Here is a 20,128-nt window from a genome sequence, read left to right as displayed (position 1 = left end):
ACCTCGTCTTCCTCGACCCCCCGTACGCCGTCACGGACGACGATCTTCGGGAGATCCTCCTCACACTCCGTACAGAAGGCTGGCTCGCCGAGGAAGCCCTCGTCACCGTGGAGCGCAGCACCAGAGGCGGTGAATTCCGGTGGCCCGAGGGTTTCGAACCCCTCCGGGCCCGTCGCTACGGCGAGGGAACGTTTTGGTACGGTCGCGCCGCCTCTACGTGCGAAGACGCACGATGACCGGACCGGAGAGCGAGGGAACACAAGTGCGCCGCGCCGTCTGTCCCGGGTCGTTCGACCCGATCACCAACGGACACCTCGACATCATCTCCCGCGCCTCCAGGCTGTACGACGAGGTCTATGTCGCGGTGATGATCAACCAGGCCAAGAAGGGCCTGTTCGAGATCGAGGAGCGGATCGACCTGATCCGCCGCGTCACCGCCGAGTACGGCAACGTCCGTGTCGAGGCCTTCCACGGCCTGCTCGTCGACTTCTGCAAGCAGCGCGAGATCCCCGCCATCGTCAAGGGCCTGCGCGCGGTCAGCGACTTCGACTACGAGCTGCAGATGGCCCAGATGAACAACGGCCTCTCGGGTGTGGAGACCCTCTTCATCCCCACCAACCCCACCTACAGCTTCCTGTCGTCCTCCCTGGTCAAGGAGGTCGCGACCTGGGGCGGCGACGTCTCCCACCTGGTGCCGGCGGAGGTCCTCGGCGTCCTCACCGAGCGCCTGCGGAAGGACTGAACCGGCCCCGGACGTCCCCCCTGGGCCTGACTGCTCGTCACCCGGTGTTCCGGGGTGACCCCGTGGCCGTACAGTCGTCCCGTCCGTCTCCAACGCATCTGTAGAGAGTGGCGAGCACACGGTGGACGTGCAGAAGAAGCTCGACGAGATCGTCTCCGCGGTCTCCGGCGCCCGGTCCATGCCCATGTCGGCCTCGTGCGTGGTCAACCGCGCCGACCTGCTCGCGATGCTGGAAGAGGTGCGCGCGGCGCTGCCCGACTCCCTGGCCCAGGCCCAGGAGCTGATCGGCGGCCGCGAGCAAATGGTCGAGCAGGCCCGTCAGGAGGCCCAGCGGATCATCGAGGGCGCGCACGCCGAGCGCGGTTCGCTGATCTCCGGCACCGAGGTCGCCCGCCGCTCCCAGGCGGAGGCCGACCGGATCCTCGCCGAGGCCCGCCAGGAGGCCGAGGAGATCCGCGCCGAGGCCGACGAGTACGTCGACTCCAAGCTCGCCAACTTCGAGGTCGTCCTGACCAAGACCCTGGGCTCCGTCGGCCGCGGCCGCGAGAAACTCCTGGGCACCGGCCCCGGCACCGACGAGCGGGGCTACGAGGACGAGGACGCCCCGGAGCGCAGCCACGACCCCGAGACCCAGCGCCGCAGCGCCGACGAGTACGTCGACGTCAAGCTGGGCGCCTTCGAGGCGGTCCTCGCCAAGACCCTGGAGGCCGTCGGCCGCGGCCGGCAGAAGCTGCACGGCCGGATCGCCAGCGACGACCTCGGAGCCCTCGCCGACGACGCGAGCACCGTCCAGCACTCCAGCGACGCCGACTACCTCGCCGACCTGGCCGCCCTAACCGACCAGAAGCCCCCGGCCGAGCGGCCCGCCCAGCAGCAGGACTACGCGCCGCCGCAGCCGGAGCCCGTGTACGGCTACCAGCAACAGCCCGACCCCTACGGCGGCTACTCGCAGCAGGCCTACGCCGCTCAGCAGGACCCCTACGGCTACCAGCAGGCCGATCCCTATGCCTACCAGGGCTACGACCCCCAGCAGGCCGCCTACGACCCGAACCAGGTCCAGCAGCAACCGCAGCAGGCCTCCCAGGTGCAACAGGGCCACCAGGACTACGCCCTCGACGAGACCAGCCTTTTCGACACCGGCATGATCAGCGCCGAGCAGTTGCGGGCCTACGAGCAGGGTCGCGGCCAGGGCTGAGGACCGGATTGGGTCGTGAGCGAAAGGTCCAGTATCCTGGCTCTTCGGTCGCGTGTACGTCCGCGATCCACGCTGCCCGGGAACACCGAAGGGCGGCGTCCCCCGAGCTCTCACCGAAAGCAGGAATGGCCCTGAACGCCCGCCTCGACCACCGCAACCCCCTCGTGTTCGACACACACGAGCTGGGTCGGCGGCCTGGTGCGCAGCAGCGCTTGACCCGCACGGTCGACGCTCCCACGGACCTCGGTATCAAGGGAGTCATCGGAGTGCCGGAAGGCGCCCCGGTGGAGCTCGAACTCCGCCTGGAGTCGGTCATGGAAGGGGTGCTCGTCACGGGCACCGCCCGTGCCACGGCCGAGGGGGAGTGCGTAAGGTGTCTGGAGCCGCTCGAGCAGGCGCTCGAAGCGGAGTTCCAGGAGATGTTCTCGTACCCTGACGCCGACGACCGGGGCCGCGTGATCGCGGAACCGGGCGACGACGCCGAGGACGACGAGGACAGGCTCTTCCTCGAGGACGGCTTGTTCGACCTCGAGTCCGTGCTGCGTGATGCGGTGGTGCTCGCACTGCCGATGCAGCCGGTGTGCCGGGAAGACTGCCCCGGTCTGTGTGCCGAGTGCGGCGCACGGCTGGCGGACGACCCGGACCACCACCATGACGCCGTCGACATTCGTTGGGCGGCATTGCAGGGACTCGCCGGCACCATGAAGGACGGCGAGAAGGACGAGATGAGCGGCGGCGCGCCTCAGTCAGCACGCGCCGACGAGAAGCAGGAGAAGTAGCCGTGGCTGTTCCGAAGCGGAAGATGTCGCGCAGCAACACGCGCCACCGCCGGTCGCAGTGGAAGGCTGCGGTCCCCACCCTGGTTGCGTGCGAGCGCTGCCACGAGCCCAAGCAGCAGCACATCGCGTGCCCGTCGTGCGGCACCTACAACAAGCGCCAGGTCCTCGAGGTCTGAGCGGCTGGTGAGAGGCACTGTGTCCACGCCTAAGAACAAGTCTTCCCGTGTGAGCGGGAGTGCTCCGGCGGACAACCAGGCCTCGTCCCCCACGCTTCTGGAAGGGCGGCTCGGCTACAAGCTCGAGTCCGCCCTTCTGGTGCGCGCACTGACCCACCGGTCGTACGCATACGAGAACGGCGGTCTGCCGACCAACGAGCGTCTGGAGTTCCTCGGGGACTCCGTACTCGGCCTCGTGGTCACGGACACGCTGTACCGCACCCACCCCGATCTCCCAGAAGGCCAGCTGGCCAAGCTGCGGGCCGCGGTGGTGAACTCGCGTGCGCTGGCCGAGGTGGGCCGCGGGCTCGACCTGGGCTCCTTCATCCGGCTCGGCCGCGGTGAAGAGGGCACGGGCGGCCGGGACAAGGCATCCATCCTCGCCGACACCCTGGAAGCGGTGATCGGCGCCGTCTATCTCGACCAGGGACTGGACTCGGCGGCGGAGCTGGTGCACCGCCTGTTCGACCCCCTGATCGAAAAGTCTTCGAACCTCGGAGCCGGCCTGGACTGGAAGACCAGTCTCCAGGAGCTCACCGCGACCGAGGGGCTCGGTGTCCCCGAGTACCTGGTCACGGAGACCGGCCCCGATCATGAGAAGACCTTCACTGCTGCCGCCCGCGTCGGAGGCGTCTCGTACGGCACCGGCACCGGCCGCAGCAAGAAGGAGGCGGAGCAGCAGGCCGCCGAGTCCGCATGGCGGTCCATCCGGGCCGCGGCGGACGAGCGAGCCAAGGCGGCGAAGGCCGCCGAGGCGACGCAGACGGCAGCTGCTCACGCCGCTGCCCAGACGGTCACCGACGGCACTGCCGACGTCTGACCGCCGCCGCCCTCTCCAAGGGCGGCAAGCACAGCGCACCCGAGCGCCCGCCCCTGCCCGGGGCGGGCGCTCGCGTCATCCACAGGTTTGTGACGGGGGACCCCATGCCCGAGCTGCCCGAGGTCGAGGTCGTACGGCGCGGTCTCGAGCGGTGGATCGCCCACCGGACCGTCGCCGAGACCGAGGTCCGGCACCCGCGCGCCGTTCGCCGCCACCTCGCGGGCGCCGACGACTTCGCACACCGCCTGAAGGGCCACCGCATCGGCGTCCCCAGCCGCCGCGGCAAGTACCTGTGGCTGCCCCTGGAGGACACGGACCAGTCGATCCTGGCCCATCTCGGCATGAGCGGCCAGCTCCTGGTCCAGCCGCACACGGCCCCGGACGAGAAGCACCTGCGCATCCGCGTCCGCTTCACCGACGCCCTGGACACCGAGCTCCGCTTCGTCGACCAGCGGACCTTCGGCGGCCTCTCCCTGCACGAGAACACCCCCGACGGCCTGCCCGACGTCATCGCGCACATCGCCCGCGACCCGCTGGACCCGCTCTTCGACGACGAGGCCTTCCACCGGGCGCTGCGCCGCAAGCGGTCCACGATCAAGCGGGCCTTGCTCGACCAGTCGCTGATCAGCGGCGTCGGCAACATCTACGCGGACGAGGCCCTGTGGCGCGCCCGCATCCACTACGAGCGCCCCACCGCGACCTTCACGCGCCCGCGCACCCTGATGCTCCTGGGACATGTGCGGGACGTGATGAACGCGGCCCTCGCGGTGGGGGGCACCAGCTTCGACAGCCTGTACGTCAACGTCAACGGCGAGTCTGGCTACTTCGACCGGTCACTCGACGCGTACGGCCGCGAGGGCCTGCCCTGCCGGCGCTGCGGCACGCCCATGCGGCGGCGGCCCTGGATGAACCGGTCCAGCTACTACTGCCCGAAGTGCCAGCGGCCGCCGCGGATCACGCCCTAGCGGAGTCGTACCGCTCACGGGCGGCCAGGACCTGATCCATGCTGCCCTCCACGAAGTGGATCAGGGCGAGCAGCCGCTGCGCCACCTCGCGCCCCAGGGGCGTCAGCTCGTAGTCCACCCGGGGCGGATTCGTCGGCTGGGCCTCGCGGTGGACCAGGCCGTCGCGCTCCAGGGCGTGCAGCGTCTGGGACAACATCTTCTCGCTCACCCCGTCGACGCGGCGGCGCAGCTCGTTGAAGCGGAGCGAGCCCTCGTACAGGGCGCCGAGCGCCAGGCCGCCCCAGCGGCCCGTGACGTGCTCCAGCGTGCCGCGCGACGGGCAGGCCTTGGCGAACACGTTGTACGGAAGGTCGTCGAGCCCTTCCGCGAGCTCCTGGGTGGTGGTCATGGGTCCAGCCTACGCCAACACAGCGCTAACCGACAGAAGGGACTAACCGTGAGTTAGCGCCTTCGTCGGCATGCGCACGGCGTCCTAGTAGCCGAAGTTCTGCGTCCACCAGGGGCCGCCGGAGTCGCGCTCGACACCGACGCCCAGCGTCTTGAAGTCGCAGTTCAGTATGTTCGCGCGGTGGCCGGGGCTGTTCATCCAGGCATCCATCACGGCCGCGGCGTCGGCCTGGCCGCGGGCGATGTTCTCGCCGCCGAGGTTGGATATCCCGGCCTTCTCGGCCCGGTCCCACGGCGTGCGGCCGTCCGGGTCGGTGTGGTCGAAGAAGCCCCGTGCGGCCATGTCCTCGCTGTAGCTCTGCGCCAGACCGGTCAGGGCGCTGTTGGCGGCGACCGGGCTGCAGCCCACCTTGGCCCGCTCCTCGTTCACGAGGCTGAGCACCTGGGCCGCGGCGGCGGATTCGCCGGCCAGAGCGGCGGAGGCGCCGGGGGCCTTCGGCGCCTTGGTGGCCGTACGGGAGGGCGTGCTGTCCGGCTTCTCGCTCGGGGTGGCCGCCGGCTTCTTCTTCTCCGGGGTCTTCTCCTGCGTCTCCTGCGTCTTCTCCGGCTTCTCCGGCGTCTTCGTCGGTGCGGCGGAGGACTTCGAGGCGGAGGGCGACGGGGAGCCGGAGCGCTCGGCGCCCCGACTGGTGGACGTGTCGTCCCGGCTGTCGGCGCTGCCGGAGGTGCCGCCCTGCTCGATCGGGGTGTTCGTCGGCGTGTCCCCGGCCTGGACCTTGTCGGCCCCGCCGTTGCCGCCGAGCTTGTAGTCGTCGAGGCCGGGCACGGAGCCGGTGGCGACCGCGACCGTGCCGAGGGCGACGGCGGCGGAGACGCCGAGCAGGCCGGTGCGCATCGGCCGGGCGGTCTTCTTGCGGCGCCGGTGCGAACCCGAGCGGCGGGCGCCGCCGTCGGGCGTGAAGCCGTCGCTCGCGAAGACGGCCGTGTCGCCGTGGTGGTCACCCGCGGCGGACCCCTCGGCCCCGAACAGGTAGGCCTCGCTCTTCGCGTAGCTGCCGTCGTGCGCCTCGGGGTTCAGATAGGGCGCAATGCCCATCGTCGGGGCGTCGTCCGCGGTGGGGTACAGCGGATCGTGCCCCTCCGCGAAGCCGTCGGCGTGGGTGATTCCCGTGGCGCGGCCCGTGGCGGCGCGGCCGGCGTCGGAGCGTCGGTGGCGTCCCATGTCCTGGCCTTCCTCGTCCTGGCGGTCGACTCATCCTCGAGATCAACACCAAACTCACTCGATCGTGTGAGTTTCATATGAGATTCGTTGAGGGGGGACGGTACCGCATGGCGCAAGTGGAGGAAGTGCCCGGAGGGAGATTGGGCGGTTAGGTTGCAGTCATGAGCGAGGATGTGCGACTGGTCGCCTGGGTGCGTGGACGCGTCCAAGGTGTGGGTTTCCGCTGGTTCACGCGGGCCAAGGCCCTGGAGATCGGCGGCCTGAGTGGCTTTGCTCTCAATTTGGGCGACGGGCGGGTCCAAGTGGTCGCCGAGGGCGGGCGCGAGGGGTGCGAGGGGCTCCTGGAGTGGCTTCAGGGCGACGACACGCCCGGCCGCGTGGACGGCGTCACCGAGATCTGGGACACACCACGCGGCGGCTACGACGGCTTCGCCATCCGCTGAGCGCACCCGCCGGGCGGGCTCCGAGGCCGCCCGCGGACAGCTCGCGGGGGGCCGCCCCGGACGGAAACGCGCTGGTGATTGCCGAGAACCGCTTGCCTCGGCGCGCTCCACCCGCAAAGATGATCGCCACGCCCCGAGGGCCCCGCAGAAGCCGCAGTACGGCCGTTCCATGCCGCGCGCGCCCGGGCCACCCCCAATACGGGGCGTGATCGTGTTGACCGTCAAACTTTTTGGTGAGACGCTGAAAGCCCCGCGCACCTTAGCTGTTTGGCATGGCTGAACGGCAGCACAACTCCAGGCCCTGCCAAGCCGCGGGTGCGAATCCCTCACGACCCACACAGCAGCGGTCGGTCACGCATTGTGGAGGACCATCCATCATGGCAAAGGCGCTTCTCGGTTACGTCGGCGGCTCCGACCCTCGACTCCTCGCCGAGATGCGACGGCTCCAGCAGCGCGTCCAGGACCTGGAATCCGAACTCGGACGAATCCAGGCGGAGAACGAAGCGCTGACGGCTGCCGCTTCTCACGACAGGATCATGGAGAGCGTTGACGCACACCAGGCGGAGCCTGCGCTCACCTGATCACTGCACCGCTCCACAACAGCACAGCAGTGGTTGGGCCGCCCGTCACAACCGCCTAGTTGTCTGAAGTGCAAGGGACGCCCTGTCGGCGTCCCTTCTTTCTTGCCTTCTTGCCCCCGCATCCTTTCACCGTCTTTAACGTCTGATGTGCCCTGCGCGTTCAGCGGTGAAACCGCGGCTTCATGGAGTGAGACGGACCCGAGCGGTAGAGTCCGGCGGCGTGCACCTCAAGGCCCTGACACTCCGCGGGTTCAAGTCGTTCGCCTCCGCGACCACCCTCCGGTTCGAGCCGGGGATCACGTGCGTCGTCGGACCGAACGGCTCGGGCAAGTCCAACGTCGTCGACGCGCTCAGCTGGGTCATGGGCGAGCAGGGCGCCAAGTCGCTGCGCGGCGGCAAGATGGAGGACGTCATCTTCGCCGGGACCACCGGCCGCCCCCCGCTGGGTCGTGCCGAGGTGTCCCTGACCATCGACAACTCCGACGGGGCCCTGCCCATCGAGTACGCCGAGGTCACCATCACGCGGATCATGTTCCGCAACGGCGGCAGCGAGTACCAGATCAACGGCGACACCTGCCGCCTCCTCGACATCCAGGAGCTCCTCTCCGACTCCGGCATCGGCCGCGAGATGCACGTGATCGTCGGGCAGGGCCAGCTCGACTCCGTACTGCACGCCGATCCCATGGGCCGGCGTGCCTTCATCGAGGAGGCCGCCGGCGTCCTCAAGCACCGCAAGCGCAAGGAGAAGGCGCTGCGCAAGCTGGACGCGATGCAGGCCAACCTCGCGCGCGTGCAGGACCTCACCGACGAGCTCAGGCGGCAGCTCAAGCCGCTCGGCCGCCAGGCCGCCGTCGCCCGCAGGGCCGCCGTCATCCAGGCCGACCTGCGCGACGCCCGCCTGCGCCTCCTGGCCGACGACCTCGTACGGCTCCGGGAGGCCCTCAAGGCCGAGGTCGCCGACGAGGCCGCGCTGAAGGAGCGCAAGGAGTCCGCCGAACAGGAACTGCGCAGGGCGCTCCAGCGCGAGGCGCTCCTGGAGGACGAGGTACGGCAGCTCACGCCGCGGCTCCAGCGCGCCCAGCAGACCTGGTACGACCTCTCCCAGCTCGCCGAACGCGTACGGGGCACGATCTCGCTGGCCGACGCCCGCGTGAAGAGCGCCACCTCCCCGCCCCCCGAGGAGCGGCGCGGCCGCGACCCCGAGGACATGGAGCGCGAGGCCGCCCGCATCCGCGAGCAGGAGGCCGAGCTGGAGGCGGCCCTGGAGGCGGCCGAACGGGCCCTGGAGGACACGGTCGCCCACCGCGCCGAGCTGGAACGCGCGCTCACGCAGGAGGAGCGGCGCCTGAAGGACGCCGCCCGGGCCATCGCCGACCGGCGTGAGGGTTTGGCGCGGCTCAGTGGCCAGGTCAACGCCGCCCGGTCCCGCGCGGCCTCCGCCCAGGCCGAGATCGAACGACTGGCGGCCGCCCGCGACGAAGCGCGGGAACGTGCCGTCGCCGCCCAGGAGGAGTACGAGGCACTCAAGGCCGAGGTCGACGGCCTCGACGCCGGTGACGCGGAACTCTCCGCGCGGCACGAGGCGGCGAAGCAGCAGCTGGCAGAGGCCGAGGCGGCCCTCACGGCAGCCCGCGAGGAGGCCACGGCGGCGGAACGCAGACGCGCCGCCACCCAGGCACGCCACGAGACGCTCGCCCTCGGTCTGCGCCGCAAGGACGGCACCGGGATACTGCTCGCGGCGAAGGACCGTCTCTCCGGCATCCTCGGCCCGGCGGCGGAACTGCTGACGGTGACCCCGGGCCACGAAGTCGCCCTCGCGGCTGCCTTCGGTGCCGCGGCGGACGCGATCGCGACGACCAGCCCCTCTTCGGCGGCAGACGCGATCAGACTCCTTCGCAAGCAGGACGGAGGCCGGGCGACCCTGCTCCTGGCCGGAGATCCTCACCCCGGGGGCGCGGGGCACCGCGCGACCAGCCACGACGGACCCGCAGACACACGGCACCCCTTCGCCGCCGACCTGGTCCGCGGCCCGTCCGACCTCATGCCGGCCGTCCGCCGGCTGCTCCACGGCATCGTCGTCGTCGGCACCCTCGAGGACGCGGAAGACCTCGTATACGGCCACCCCCACCTCACCGCGGTCACCGCCGAAGGCGACCTCCTCGGCACCCACTTCGCCCACGGTGGCTCCGCCGGCGCCCCCAGCCTCCTCGAAGTGCAGGCCTCCGTCGACGAGGCCGCCGCCGAGCTGGAAGAGCTGGCCGTCCGCTGCGCGGAGCTCACCGAGACGCAGCACACGGCGGCCGGGCGCCGCAAGGAGTGCGCGGCCCTGGTGGAGGAGCTGGGGGAGCGGCGCCGGGCCGCCGACCGGGAGAAGTCGGGCGTCGCGCAGCAGCTCGGGCGGCTCGCGGGCCAGGCGCGCGGCGCCACCGGCGAGGCGGAACGTGCCACCGCAGCCGCGGCCCGTGCCCAGGACGCCCTCGACAAGGCGCTCCAAGAGGTCGAGGAACTCGCCGAGCGGCTCGCCGTCGCCGAGGAGATGCCGTTCGAGGAGGAGCCCGACACCTCCGTCCGGGACCGGCTGGCCGCCGACGGCGCCAACGCACGCCAGACGGAGATGGAGGCCCGTCTTCAGGCCCGTACGCACGAGGAACGCGTCAAGGGCCTGGCCGGACGGGCCGACTCGCTGGACCGGGCCGCCCGCGCGGAACGCGAGGCACGCGCGCGTGCCGAGCAGCGTCGGGCCCGGCTCCGGCACGAGGCGGCCGTCGCCGAGGCCGTCGGCGCGGGTGCGAGGCAGCTGCTCGCACACGTGGAGGTCTCCCTGGCACGTGCCGACGAGGAGCGCACCGCCGCCGAGGCCGCCAAGGCCCGGCGCGAGCAGGAACTGACCCGGGCCCGCACCGAAGGGCGCGATCTCAAGGCGGAACTCGACAAGTTGACGGATTCGGTCCACCGGGGCGAGGTACTCGGCGCCGAGAAGCGGCTGCGCATCGAGCAGTTGGAGACCAAGGCACTGGAGGAGCTGGGTGTCGAACCGGCCGGGCTGGTGGCGGAGTACGGACCGCACCAGCTCGTACCGCCCTCGCCCCCCGCCGAGGGCGAGGAGCTGCCGGAGGACCCGGAGCACCCGCGCAACCGCCCGAGGCCGTATCTCCGGTCCGAGCAGGAGAAGCGCCTGAAGTCGGCCGAGCGGGCCTACCAGCAGCTCGGCAAGGTGAACCCGCTCGCCCTGGAGGAGTTCGCGGCGCTGGAGGAACGCCACCAGTTCCTCAGTGAGCAGCTGGAAGACCTGAAGAAGACACGGGCGGACCTCCTGCAGGTGGTGAAGGAGGTCGACGAGCGCGTCGAGCAGGTCTTCACCGAGGCCTACCGGGACACGGCCCGGGAGTTCGAGGGTGTGTTCTCCCGCCTGTTCCCCGGCGGTGAGGGACGGCTGATCCTGACCGACCCCGACAACATGCTCACCACGGGCGTGGACGTCGAGGCCCGTCCGCCGGGCAAGAAGGTCAAGCGGCTGTCGCTGCTCTCGGGCGGGGAGCGGTCGCTGACCGCGGTGGCGATGCTCGTGTCGATCTTCAAGGCGCGACCCAGCCCCTTCTACGTCATGGACGAGGTCGAGGCCGCGCTCGACGACACCAACCTCCAGCGGCTCATCCGGATCATGCAGGAGCTCCAGGAAGCCTCACAGCTGATCGTGATCACCCACCAGAAGCGCACGATGGAGGTCGCCGACGCCCTCTACGGGGTCTCCATGCAGGGCGACGGTGTGTCGAAGGTCATCAGCCAGCGCCTCCGTTGAATGTGTGTGCTCTACACCTGCCCACCTGCATGCCCTCAGTGGCTTCAACACTTGAACACATAGCCCCCACACTCATGCCTGGATCCACAGCTGCGGACCTATTGACTTCGGAACTTGAAGGAATAGTCTCGGCAACGTTCCGTTTACCTTCAGGTACCTTCAGGTGGACCTCGAAGGGCTGATCCCCTCCGGCAGCGTTGCCGGTGGCCCGAGGAGTACACGTGACCAGCACAGCGCAGGCACACAAGTCAGGAGCCGGTACGGCTCACCCCGATCATCTCGGGCACGTCATCTTCATCGCGGCGGCGGCCGCGATGGGCGGTTTCCTCTTCGGCTACGACAGCTCCGTGATCAACGGCGCCGTCGAGGCCATCCGTGGCCGCTACGACGTCGGTTCCGCGGCCCTGGCCCAGGTCATCGCCATCGCCCTCATCGGCTGCGCCATCGGCGCCGCCACCGCCGGCCGCATAGCCGACCGCATCGGCCGCATCCGGTGCATGCAGATCGCCGCGGTCCTCTTCACCGTCAGCGCCGTCGGCTCCGCGCTCCCCTTCGCGCTCTGGGACCTCGCCTTCTGGCGCGTCGTCGGCGGCTTCGCCATCGGCATGGCCTCCGTGATCGGCCCGGCCTACATCGCCGAGGTCGCCCCGCCCGCCTACCGCGGCCGGCTCGGATCCTTCCAGCAGGCCGCCATCGTCATCGGCATCGCCGTGTCGCAGCTGGTCAACTGGGGTCTGCTGAACGCCGCCGACGGTGACCAGCGCGGCAAGCTGATGGGCCTGGAGGCCTGGCAGGTCATGCTCGGCGTCATGGTCGTCCCGGCCATCCTCTACGGGCTGCTCTCCTTCGCCATCCCCGAGTCCCCGCGCTTCCTCATCTCCGTCGGCAAGCACGAGCGCGCCCGGGAGATCCTCACCGAGGTCGAGGGCAAGGACATCGACCTGGACGCTCGCGTCGCCGAGATCGAGGGCGCCATGAAGAGCGAGCACAAGTCGTCCTTCAAGGACCTGCTCGGCGGCAGCTTCTTCTTCAAGCCGATCGTCTGGATCGGTATCGGCCTGTCGGTCTTCCAGCAGTTCGTCGGCATCAACGTCGCGTTCTACTACTCCTCGACGCTGTGGCAGTCGGTCGGCGTGGACCCGACGGACTCGTTCTTCTACTCCTTCACCACGTCGATCATCAACATCCTCGGCACCGTCATCGCGATGATCTTCGTCGACCGCATCGGACGCAGGCCGCTGGCGATCATCGGCTCGGTCGGCATGGTCGTCGGCCTCGCACTGGAGGCCTGGGCGTTCTCGTACCACCTGGTCGACGGCAAGCTGCCGGCCACACAGGGCTGGGTCGCCCTGATCGCCGCGCACATCTTCGTCCTCTTCTTCGCCCTGTCCTGGGGTGTGGTCGTCTGGGTCATGCTCGGCGAGATGTTCCCCAACCGGATCCGCGCCGCCGCGCTGGGCGTGGCCGCCGCCGCGCAGTGGATCGCCAACTGGGCCATCACCGCGAGCTTCCCGTCGCTGGCCGACTGGAACCTCTCCGTCACGTACGTGATCTACACCGCGTTCGCCGCGCTCTCGATCCCGTTCGTCCTGAAGTTCGTCAAGGAGACAAAGGGCAAGACGCTGGAGGAGATGGGCTGAGCCCCGTCCCGCACACTCGGGGAGAGGGGCCCAAGTCCCCGCTGCCGCTCTCCCCGTAACCCGCCGCCGCCCCGGTTCGGCCACTGCCCGAGCCGGGGCGGCGGTCCGTCGTTCACCGGACCAGGACGCCGGACCTCGAAGCGGCCCGGCCGTCGCACTCCTCGGGGGCGTCGAGGGCGCGTCAGCCCGCCAGCTCCGGCAGCACCCGCTCACAGAACAGCTGCAGACTCCGCCACCGTTCCTGTGGACTGAGCGGGAGTGAGTCCGTTCAGCCGCGCGCCCCGAACGGTCTTGGGCGAGCTGGTCCCCGGCGTACTCGACCCCGGGTGGCGACACGCATCCTGTGCGTGGTCCGGGCCCGGGAGGCCAGTTCCCTTGCGACCTGGCCGGTTGGGTACGGCCAGAGGCGACGGGGAGGCCCTGAACCATCCTCTGGTGGAGCAGGGGCCCCGCACGCTGACGCCGTACCCGGTGTCCCAGGTCGCACGATCACGTTAGCCCGATCAGCCCAGGACACCGCAAGCCCACAAGCGGACGATCACACGATCGAGCTAACTCAGGCGTTGTGTGCACTCCTTGGTGAGCAGCTCCAACCCCTCCTCCACCGGCATCCCGCCCGACAGTAGTACGCCTCCAGCTCCGGCAGGTGCGCACTGGGGAAGAAGGGCAGGCCAAGCCGGGCGGCCCGGCGGGCGGCGGCCTTCGAGGAGCCGCCGACCAGGAGCAGCGGGTGCGGTTCGGTGTACGGGCGCGGTGTGACACGGACCGTGCGGCCCCGGTAGGAGAAGGGTTCGCCGGTCCACGCCCGCAGCAGGGTCTGGAGCAGTTCGTCCTGCAGCCGCCCGCGCCGGGCGAAGTCCACGCCGAACAGGTGGTACTCCTCGGGCCGGTACCCGATCCCGGCGACCGTCACCAGCCGGCCGCCGCTCAGCAGGTCCAGCACGGCGATCTCCTCGGCCAGTCGCAGCGGGTCGTGCAGCGGTCCGATGATCGCCGAGACCGTGACCGCGATCCGCCGGGTGACGCCGAAGACCGCACCGGCGAAGGCGAACGGCGACGGCAGCCAGTTGTTCTCCGCCCCGTGGTGCTCCTCCGTCTGGACCGTGCTGACGCCCCGGTCGTCGGCGTACGCGGCCATCTCCAAAGCCGCCCGGTACCGGGCGCCGAGCTCGGCGGGGCCGGCCCCGGGAGCGACGAGGTTGAAGCGTGCGACCGTGACGGGCATGGCGGCGTCTCCCTCCACCGGGCGGGTGTCCGGGGGACGTTAGCTGACGATGCGTCAGACGGCCAGGGGTGTGGAGATCCGGCGCCCCGCGACCCCGCGGGGCGGTGCGAGCGGGGTGTCCCGGGGGCCCATGACCGATACTGGACCCGTTATGGACATCGTCATCCTTGCTGTAGTCATCGCCGTGGTCGTGCTCGGCGCGCTCGGCGGGCTCATCGCCGGCAGCCGGCGCAAGAAGCAGCTGCCCCCGCCCCCGCCAGCAGCGCCCGACATCACCGCCCCACCGGCCGAGCCGCACGTCGGCGACGAGGCCGAGACGCCGCGGGAGGAACCGCGGCGCACGATAGAGGAGGTGGATCTCCCGGACGGCTCGGCTCCGGTCGTAGTCGAGGAGCCGCCCGCCGAAGCTCCCGAGATCGAGATCCCGGAACCCACGGCCGGCCGTCTGGTCCGGCTGCGCACCCGGCTCTCCCGCTCGCAGAACGCCCTCGGCAAGGGGCTGCTCACCCTGCTGTCCCGCGAGCACCTCGACGAGGACACCTGGGAGGAGATCGAGGACACGCTGCTCACGGCCGACGTCGGTGTGCGGCCCACCCAGGAACTGGTCGAGCGGCTGCGCGAGCGTGTGAAGGTGCTCGGCACCCGCTCCCCCGAGGAACTGCGCACCCTGCTCCGCGAGGAGCTGGTCACGCTGGTCGGCCGCGACATGGACCGCGTGGTCAAGACCGAGCCGGAGGACCGCAAGCCCGGCATTGTCATGGTCGTCGGCGTCAACGGCACCGGCAAGACCACCACCACAGGCAAGCTCGCCCGGGTCCTGGTGGCCGACGGCCAGAGCGTGGTCCTCGGCGCCGCGGACACCTTCCGGGCCGCCGCCGCCGACCAGCTCCAGACCTGGGGCGAGCGGGTCGGCGCCCACACCGTGCGCGGACCGGAGGGCGGCGACCCCGCCTCCGTCGCCTTCGACGCGGTCAAGGAGGGCAAGGAGATGGGCGCGAACGTCGTGCTCATCGACACCGCCGGCCGCCTGCACACCAAGACCGGCCTCATGGACGAGCTCGGCAAGGTCAAGCGGGTCGTGGAGAAGCAGGCCCCGGTCGACGAGGTGCTGCTCGTCCTGGACGCCACCACCGGCCAGAACGGCCTGGTCCAGGCCCGGGTCTTCTCCGAGGTCGTCGACATCACCGGCATCGTGCTCACCAAGCTGGACGGCACGGCCAAGGGCGGCATCGTGGTCGCGGTCCAGCGCGAGCTGGGCGTGCCGGTCAAGCTCGTCGGGCTCGGCGAGGGCGCGGACGACCTGGCGCCGTTCGAGCCGGAGGCGTTCGTTGACGCCCTTATCGGGGAGTGAGCTCGGTACCAGCCGCGGCACGACCTGCGAAGAACCGTACCTGTGCGAGAAGCGCCCGCCCCCGAGACGCAGTCGGGGCCGGGCGCTTCGCTCTGTGCCCTTGTCCTTGTCGCCGTCCTTGCCGCGCCTACGCCCGTGACCGGTGCGCCACGTAGGCCAGCGTGCCCAGCACCAGGCGGGCCTCCGGCGGCCCGGAGGCCGAGTCCAGGGCGGGGGAGCGCAGCCAGCGGACCGGGCCGAGACCGCCGCGGTCGGAGGGCGGTGCCGTGATGTGCGCGCCGGGGCCGAGGCCGCGCAGGTCGAGGGAGTCCGGGTCGTCCCAGCCCATGCGGTAGAGCAGGCCGGGCAGGTCGGCGGCGGCGCCGGGGGCGACGAAGAAGTGGGCGCGGCCGTCAGGGGTGGCCGCGACCGGGCCCACGGGCAGGCCCATGCGCTCCAGGCGGGCCAGTGCGCGGCAGCCGGCGGGCTCGGCCACCTCGATGACGTCGAACGCCCGGCCGACCGGGAGCATCACCGAGGCGCCGGGGAACTCGCCCCAGCATTCCGTCACGTCGTCCAGCGTCGCCCCGGCGGCGAGCACCGGCGCGAAGTCCAGGGGGTGCGCGCCCGGCGCCGGGCAGTCGCCGCGGCCGCAGGAGCAGGCGCCCGCCGAGGTCCGGGCGCCCGGCACCACGTCCCAGCCCCACAGGCCGGTGTACTCGGCCACGGCCGTACCGTCCGACGTGCGGCCGCGGCGGCGTGAGCCGGACCGGATGTCGCGCATGCCCCGGCTGATGCCGATCGTGAAGCCCATGCCCCCTCCAACGGGTCCGCCGCACCGGTGGTTACGCTGCGATCGCGGTGCGTGACTCTCTGCTTCCGCCTTCCCGGCGGCGTCCGGTTAACTCGGCGCCCGGACGTGCCCACGGTTGCGTGCCCGGCGCCGCGCGCCTCCGAGTGCATCACTGCACCCGCTTCCGGTTGTGCTGTGTCAAGTCAATCGCGCGTAGCCGTACGTGAGTTCATTCGAAGGGGTGGCGAATGGTGGCGTTTCCGTGTGAGCCGTGGCTGGACGGGTGATCGTAGGATTACTTTGTGTGCACGAGTCCTGGGGGCACATGCGCTCGTGGGTATGCCGGAGGCAAGTCGTCATTCCGTTCGAAGGGTGACAAGGGCCGGACGGGCGGCCGTACGAACCGGCATGCTGATAGGGCTTGGCGCACTCGGCGACAAGTGGTCTCAGGGATGGGGGCGTTCCAGTGAGCGGCAACGGCGGAAGCGGAACGAACGCTGCGAGCGCGACGCACGCTGACAAGCGCCCGAACGAGCTGCTCACCTCCTGGTTCGTGCGCAGCGGCTGGTCCAAGGGCGAGCTCGCCCGCCAGGTCAACCGCAGGGCACGGCAGTTGGGCGCCAACCACATCTCCACGGACACCTCCCGCGTGCGCCGCTGGCTCGACGGCGAGAACCCCCGCGAGCCGATCCCCAGGATCCTCTCCGAGCTGTTCTCGGAGCGCTTCGGCGTCGTCGTCTCCGTCGAGGACCTGGGGCTGCGCACCGCCCGCCAGTCACCCTCCGCGACCGGCGTCGACCTCCCCTGGACGGGCCCGCAAACAGTGGCCCTGCTCAGCGAGTTCTCGCGCAGCGACCTCATGCTGGCGCGGCGCGGCTTCCTCGGGAGCTCGCTGGTCCTGTCCGCGGGCCCGGCCCTCATCGAGCCCATGCAGCGCTGGCTCGTCCCCTCGCCTGCCGCCCCGCGCTCCGAGCCCGAGCCCGCGGGCGGCTCCGGTCGCGCCCGAGGCCGGCTCTCCAGGCCCGAACTGGACCTCCTGGAGTCCACGACGGTGATGTTCCGGCAGTGGGACGCCCAGTGCGGCGGCGGCCTGCGCCGCAAAGCGGTCGTCGGCCAGCTGCACGAGGTGACCGACCTCCTCCAGGAGCCTCAGCCGGAGTCCACCACCCGCCGGCTGTTCAAGGTCGCCGCCGAACTCGCCGAGCTGGCCGGCTGGATGTCGTACGACATCGGTCTCCAGCCGACCGCGCAGAAGTACTTCGTCCTCGCGTTGCACGCCGCCAAGGAGGCCGGTGACCGGCCCCTCGGCTCGTACGTGCTGTCCAGCATGAGCCGCCAGATGATCCACCTCGGCCGGCCCGACGACGCGCTGGAGCTGATCCACCTCGCGCAGTACGGCAGCCGGGACTGCGCGAGCCCGCGCACGCAGTCGATGCTGTATGCGATGGAGGCCCGCGCCTACGCCAACATGGGGCAGCCCGGCAAGTGCAAGCGCGCGGTCCGGATGGCCGAGGACACCTTCGCCGAAGCCGACGAGTGGGACGAGCCGGACCCCGACTGGATCCGCTTCTTCTCCGAAGCCGAGCTGTACGGCGAGAACTCCCACTCCTACCGCGACCTGGCCTACGTCGCCGGGCGCAGCCCCACCTACGCCTCGCTGGCCGAGCCCCTGATGAACCGGGCCGTGGAGCTCTTCGCCGAGGACGACGAGCACCAGCGGTCGTACGCGCTGAACCTGATCGGCGTGGCCACGGTGCACCTCCTGCAGCGCGAGCCCGAGCGGAGCACGGTCTTCGCCACCGAGGCCATGCAGGTCGCGAAGAAGGTCCGCTCCGAGCGCGTCAACACCCGCATCCGGAAGACGGTCGACACCGCCGCCCGCGACTTCGGCGACCTGGGTGAGGTCGTCGACCTCACCGAGCGGCTCGCCGTCGAACTGCCCGAGACCGCCGAGGCGGTCTGAGAAGCCCGTACAACCCCAGAACCCCGGCCGCGGCCGGCCCTCCCGAACTGCCCGACTCGGCTCCCCCATGCCAGGTCATCGGAAGGCCGACCGCGGCCGGTCCCTGTGCCCACGGCTCCCTGAAGCCGAAGGTTGCGCCACGATAACGATCGGCGCACCCGCAATCCGGCAGTTCATCGACGCGTAACACAGCAGGCGCCTTCGTCACGGCCGCGAAACAACGAGGGGCTTTCACCGAAACCGCGCTGCGCCAATCTCGTGGCGCATAACCGGCCTGCCCCTCAATCCGCTCGAGGCTTCGCCCGCACGGGGCCGTACCAATGACGAGGAGACGCCGATGGCACCAGCCATCACCCTTGCCGCAGAGGCGCCCAAGCTCTCTGCCGCGAACACAGGGTTCATGCTCATCTGTTCCGCCCTGGTGATGCTCATGACCCCGGGTCTGGCCTTCTTCTACGGAGGCATGGTCCGCGTCAAGAGCACCCTGAACATGCTGATGATGAGTTTCATCAGCCTCGGGATCGTCACCATCCTGTGGGTGCTGTACGGCTTCTCCATGGCGTTCGGCACCGACTCCGGCAGCCTCATCGGCTGGAACTCCGACTGGGTCGGCCTCGGCAACATCGGCCTGACGGAGCTGTGGCCCGGCTACACGATCCCGGTGTTCGTGTTCCTGGTCTTCCAGCTGATGTTCGCGATCATCACCCCCGCCCTGATCAGCGGCGCCCTCGCGGACCGCGTGAAGTTCAGCGCGTGGGCGCTGTTCATCGCCCTGTGGGCCACGGTCGTCTACTTCCCGGTCGCGCACTGGGTGTGGGGCGCCGGCGGCTGGGCCTTCGAGCTGGGCGTCATCGACTTCGCCGGTGGTACGGCGGTGCACATCAACGCGGGTGCCGCGGCGCTCGGCGTGATCCTCGTCATCGGCAAGCGCGTCGGCTTCAAGAAGGACCCGATGCGCCCGCACAGCCTGCCGCTGGTCATGCTCGGCGCCGGTCTGCTGTGGTTCGGCTGGTTCGGCTTCAACGCCGGCTCCTGGCTCGGCAACGACGACGGCGTCGGCGCGCTGATGTTCGTCAACACGCAGGTCGCCACCGCCGCCGCCGTCCTCGGCTGGCTCGCCTACGAGAAGATCCGCCACGGCGCCTTCACCACGCTGGGCGCCGCTTCCGGCGCGGTCGCGGGCCTCGTCGCCATCACCCCGGCCGGCGGCGCGATCTCCCCGCTCGGCGCCATCGCCGTCGGTCTCATCGCCGGCGTGCTGTGCGCCATGGCGGTCGGGCTGAAGTACAAGTTCGGCTACGACGACTCCCTCGACGTGGTCGGCGTCCACCTGGTCGGCGGCATCCTCGGCTCCCTGCTCATCGGCTTCTTCGCGACCGGCAAGGGCCAGTCCGACGTCGCGGGTCTGTTCTACGGGGGCGGCCTGGACCAGTTCTGGAAGCAGTGCGCCGGTGTCTTCGGTGTCCTTGCCTACTCCCTGATCGTCTCCGCGATCCTCGCCTTCATCCTCGACAAGACCATGGGCATGCGGGTCCCCGAGGACGACGAGGTCGCCGGCATCGACCAGGCCGAGCACGCCGAGACCGCATACGACTTCAGCGGCGCCGGTGGCGGTGCCGCCAAGACGGCCGTCACGGCCCCGGTCGCCGCAGCCGCGAGCAAGAAGGTGGACGCATGAAGCTCATCACCGCCGTCGTGAAGCCGCACCGGCTCGACGAGATCAAGGAGGCCCTGCAGGCCTTCGGAGTACACGGCCTCACGGTCACCGAGGCCAGCGGCTACGGTCGTCAGCGGGGCCACACCGAGGTCTACCGCGGTGCCGAGTACACCGTGGACCTCGTCCCCAAGATCCGCATCGAGGTCCTGGTCGAGGACGACGACGCCGAGCAGCTGATCGAGGTGGTGGTCAAGGCGGCCCGCACCGGCAAGATCGGGGACGGCAAGGTCTGGTCCATCCCGGTCGACACGGCCGTACGGGTCAGGACCGGCGAGCGCGGTCCCGACGCGCTCTGACAAGCCCTCGAGGCAG

Annotated in this window: 18 protein-coding genes and 1 pseudogene; 15 read left to right on the top strand and 4 right to left on the bottom strand. The window is 70.5% G+C overall.

Annotated elements, in window-relative coordinates; translation table 11 throughout:
• From C1J00_RS01335 to mutM, 7 genes are all read left to right on the top strand, one after another.
• A partial coding sequence (locus C1J00_RS01335) for an RsmD family RNA methyltransferase (protein ID WP_180989353.1) occupies window positions 1-236 on the top strand: 236 nt, incomplete at its 5' end.
• 26 nt (window positions 237-262) lie between these two features.
• The gene (gene coaD, locus C1J00_RS01330) at window positions 263-742 is read left to right on the top strand and encodes a pantetheine-phosphate adenylyltransferase (RefSeq protein ID WP_033313182.1); all 480 of its coding nucleotides are present in this window, start codon (window positions 263-265) and stop codon (window positions 740-742) included.
• A 121-nt stretch (window positions 743-863) separates the two neighbouring features.
• On the top strand, window positions 864-1,937 hold the full coding sequence (locus tag C1J00_RS01325) for a F0F1 ATP synthase subunit B (protein ID WP_102907175.1): 1,074 nt from the start codon (window positions 864-866) through the stop codon (window positions 1,935-1,937).
• A 125-nt stretch (window positions 1,938-2,062) separates the two neighbouring features.
• Window positions 2,063-2,716, top strand: coding sequence for a YceD family protein (locus C1J00_RS01320; protein WP_102907174.1), 654 nt, complete (start codon window positions 2,063-2,065; stop codon window positions 2,714-2,716).
• A 2-nt stretch (window positions 2,717-2,718) separates the two neighbouring features.
• The gene (gene rpmF / locus C1J00_RS01315; protein ID WP_003951102.1) at window positions 2,719-2,892 is read left to right on the top strand and encodes a 50S ribosomal protein L32; all 174 of its coding nucleotides are present in this window, start codon (window positions 2,719-2,721) and stop codon (window positions 2,890-2,892) included.
• A 7-nt stretch (window positions 2,893-2,899) separates the two neighbouring features.
• Window positions 2,900-3,751, top strand: a complete 852-nt coding sequence (gene rnc, locus C1J00_RS01310; protein WP_180989352.1) for a ribonuclease III — start codon at window positions 2,900-2,902, stop codon at window positions 3,749-3,751.
• A gap of 104 nt (window positions 3,752-3,855) precedes the next feature.
• Window positions 3,856-4,716 (top strand): bifunctional DNA-formamidopyrimidine glycosylase/DNA-(apurinic or apyrimidinic site) lyase, encoded by an 861-nt coding sequence (gene mutM, locus C1J00_RS01305; RefSeq protein ID WP_102907172.1) that lies wholly within the window; start codon window positions 3,856-3,858, stop codon window positions 4,714-4,716.
• Here mutM and C1J00_RS01300 read toward each other — a convergent pair.
• Together C1J00_RS01300 and C1J00_RS01295 are read right to left on the bottom strand one after the other, a co-directional pair.
• On the bottom strand, window positions 4,706-5,104 hold the full coding sequence (locus C1J00_RS01300) for a winged helix-turn-helix transcriptional regulator (RefSeq protein ID WP_102907171.1): 399 nt from the start codon (window positions 5,102-5,104) through the stop codon (window positions 4,706-4,708). The genes mutM and C1J00_RS01300 overlap by 11 nt on opposite strands.
• A gap of 84 nt (window positions 5,105-5,188) precedes the next feature.
• Window positions 5,189-6,325 carry a CAP domain-containing protein gene (locus C1J00_RS01295; RefSeq protein ID WP_102907170.1) on the bottom strand — a complete coding sequence of 379 codons (1,137 nt, stop codon included), beginning with the start codon at window positions 6,323-6,325 and terminating at the stop codon, window positions 5,189-5,191.
• 161 nt (window positions 6,326-6,486) lie between these two features.
• Here C1J00_RS01295 and C1J00_RS01290 point away from each other — a divergent pair, with 161 nt between their 5' ends.
• From C1J00_RS01290 to C1J00_RS01275, 4 genes are all read left to right on the top strand, one after another.
• Window positions 6,487-6,768 (top strand): acylphosphatase, encoded by a 282-nt coding sequence (locus C1J00_RS01290; protein ID WP_031108009.1) that lies wholly within the window; start codon window positions 6,487-6,489, stop codon window positions 6,766-6,768.
• A gap of 377 nt (window positions 6,769-7,145) precedes the next feature.
• Complete coding sequence (locus tag C1J00_RS01285) at window positions 7,146-7,349, top strand: hypothetical protein (protein ID WP_030852030.1); 204 nt, start codon at window positions 7,146-7,148, stop codon at window positions 7,347-7,349.
• A gap of 220 nt (window positions 7,350-7,569) precedes the next feature.
• On the top strand, window positions 7,570-11,148 hold the full coding sequence (smc, locus tag C1J00_RS01280; RefSeq protein ID WP_102907169.1) for a chromosome segregation protein SMC: 3,579 nt from the start codon (window positions 7,570-7,572) through the stop codon (window positions 11,146-11,148).
• Between the two features lie 221 nt (window positions 11,149-11,369).
• On the top strand, window positions 11,370-12,788 hold the full coding sequence (locus C1J00_RS01275; RefSeq protein ID WP_102907168.1) for a sugar porter family MFS transporter: 1,419 nt from the start codon (window positions 11,370-11,372) through the stop codon (window positions 12,786-12,788).
• A 577-nt stretch (window positions 12,789-13,365) separates the two neighbouring features.
• On the opposite strand, the pseudogene C1J00_RS01270 reads toward C1J00_RS01275, so the two are convergent.
• Window positions 13,366-14,013 (bottom strand): annotated as a pseudogene (locus C1J00_RS01270) (LLM class flavin-dependent oxidoreductase); the annotation flags it as partial.
• Between the two features lie 151 nt (window positions 14,014-14,164).
• Between C1J00_RS01270 and ftsY the strand changes: the two are divergent.
• Window positions 14,165-15,364, top strand: coding sequence for a signal recognition particle-docking protein FtsY (gene ftsY / locus C1J00_RS01265; RefSeq protein ID WP_102907167.1), 1,200 nt, complete (start codon window positions 14,165-14,167; stop codon window positions 15,362-15,364).
• A gap of 127 nt (window positions 15,365-15,491) precedes the next feature.
• Here ftsY and C1J00_RS01260 read toward each other — a convergent pair whose 3' ends face one another.
• Complete coding sequence (locus tag C1J00_RS01260) at window positions 15,492-16,157, bottom strand: bifunctional DNA primase/polymerase (protein WP_102907166.1); 666 nt, start codon at window positions 16,155-16,157, stop codon at window positions 15,492-15,494.
• A 445-nt stretch (window positions 16,158-16,602) separates the two neighbouring features.
• Between C1J00_RS01260 and nsdA the strand changes: the two genes are divergently transcribed.
• The 3 genes from nsdA (at window position 16,603) to C1J00_RS01245 (ending at window position 20,112) form a co-directional block, all read left to right on the top strand.
• Complete coding sequence (gene nsdA / locus C1J00_RS01255; RefSeq protein ID WP_102907165.1) at window positions 16,603-18,099, top strand: transcriptional repressor NsdA; 1,497 nt, start codon at window positions 16,603-16,605, stop codon at window positions 18,097-18,099.
• A 337-nt stretch (window positions 18,100-18,436) separates the two neighbouring features.
• On the top strand, window positions 18,437-19,777 hold the full coding sequence (locus tag C1J00_RS01250; protein ID WP_102907164.1) for an ammonium transporter: 1,341 nt from the start codon (window positions 18,437-18,439) through the stop codon (window positions 19,775-19,777).
• Window positions 19,774-20,112: a P-II family nitrogen regulator gene (locus C1J00_RS01245; RefSeq protein WP_102907163.1), complete on the top strand. Its 339-nt coding sequence runs from the start codon at window positions 19,774-19,776 to the stop codon at window positions 20,110-20,112. The genes C1J00_RS01250 and C1J00_RS01245 overlap by 4 nt, the downstream gene beginning before the upstream one ends.
• Window positions 20,113-20,128: the final 16 nt, after the last annotated feature.

The organism is Streptomyces cahuitamycinicus, from assembly GCF_002891435.1.
Classification (GTDB): domain Bacteria; phylum Actinomycetota; class Actinomycetes; order Streptomycetales; family Streptomycetaceae; genus Streptomyces; species Streptomyces cahuitamycinicus.
This window is presented reverse-complemented; position numbering and strand designations above follow the sequence as displayed.

Bases quoted from the DNA above. Each gene is read 5' to 3' on its own strand.
- C1J00_RS01320 (WP_102907174.1), top strand. From the start codon at position 2,063: ATGGCCCTGAACGCCCGCCTCGACCACCGCAACCCCCTCGTGTTCGAC.
- mutM (WP_102907172.1), top strand. From the start codon at position 3,856: ATGCCCGAGCTGCCCGAGGTCGAGGTCGTACGGCGCGGTCTCGAGCGG.
- C1J00_RS01300 (WP_102907171.1), bottom strand. From the start codon at position 5,104: ATGACCACCACCCAGGAGCTCGCGGAAGGGCTCGACGACCTTCCGTAC.
- C1J00_RS01295 (WP_102907170.1), bottom strand. From the start codon at position 6,325: ATGGGACGCCACCGACGCTCCGACGCCGGCCGCGCCGCCACGGGCCGC.
- C1J00_RS01290 (WP_031108009.1), top strand. From the start codon at position 6,487: ATGAGCGAGGATGTGCGACTGGTCGCCTGGGTGCGTGGACGCGTCCAA.
- C1J00_RS01285 (WP_030852030.1), top strand. From the start codon at position 7,146: ATGGCAAAGGCGCTTCTCGGTTACGTCGGCGGCTCCGACCCTCGACTC.
- ftsY (WP_102907167.1), top strand. From the start codon at position 14,165: ATGGACATCGTCATCCTTGCTGTAGTCATCGCCGTGGTCGTGCTCGGC.
- C1J00_RS01260 (WP_102907166.1), bottom strand. From the start codon at position 16,157: ATGGGCTTCACGATCGGCATCAGCCGGGGCATGCGCGACATCCGGTCC.
- C1J00_RS01250 (WP_102907164.1), top strand. From the start codon at position 18,437: ATGGCACCAGCCATCACCCTTGCCGCAGAGGCGCCCAAGCTCTCTGCC.
- C1J00_RS01245 (WP_102907163.1), top strand. From the start codon at position 19,774: ATGAAGCTCATCACCGCCGTCGTGAAGCCGCACCGGCTCGACGAGATC.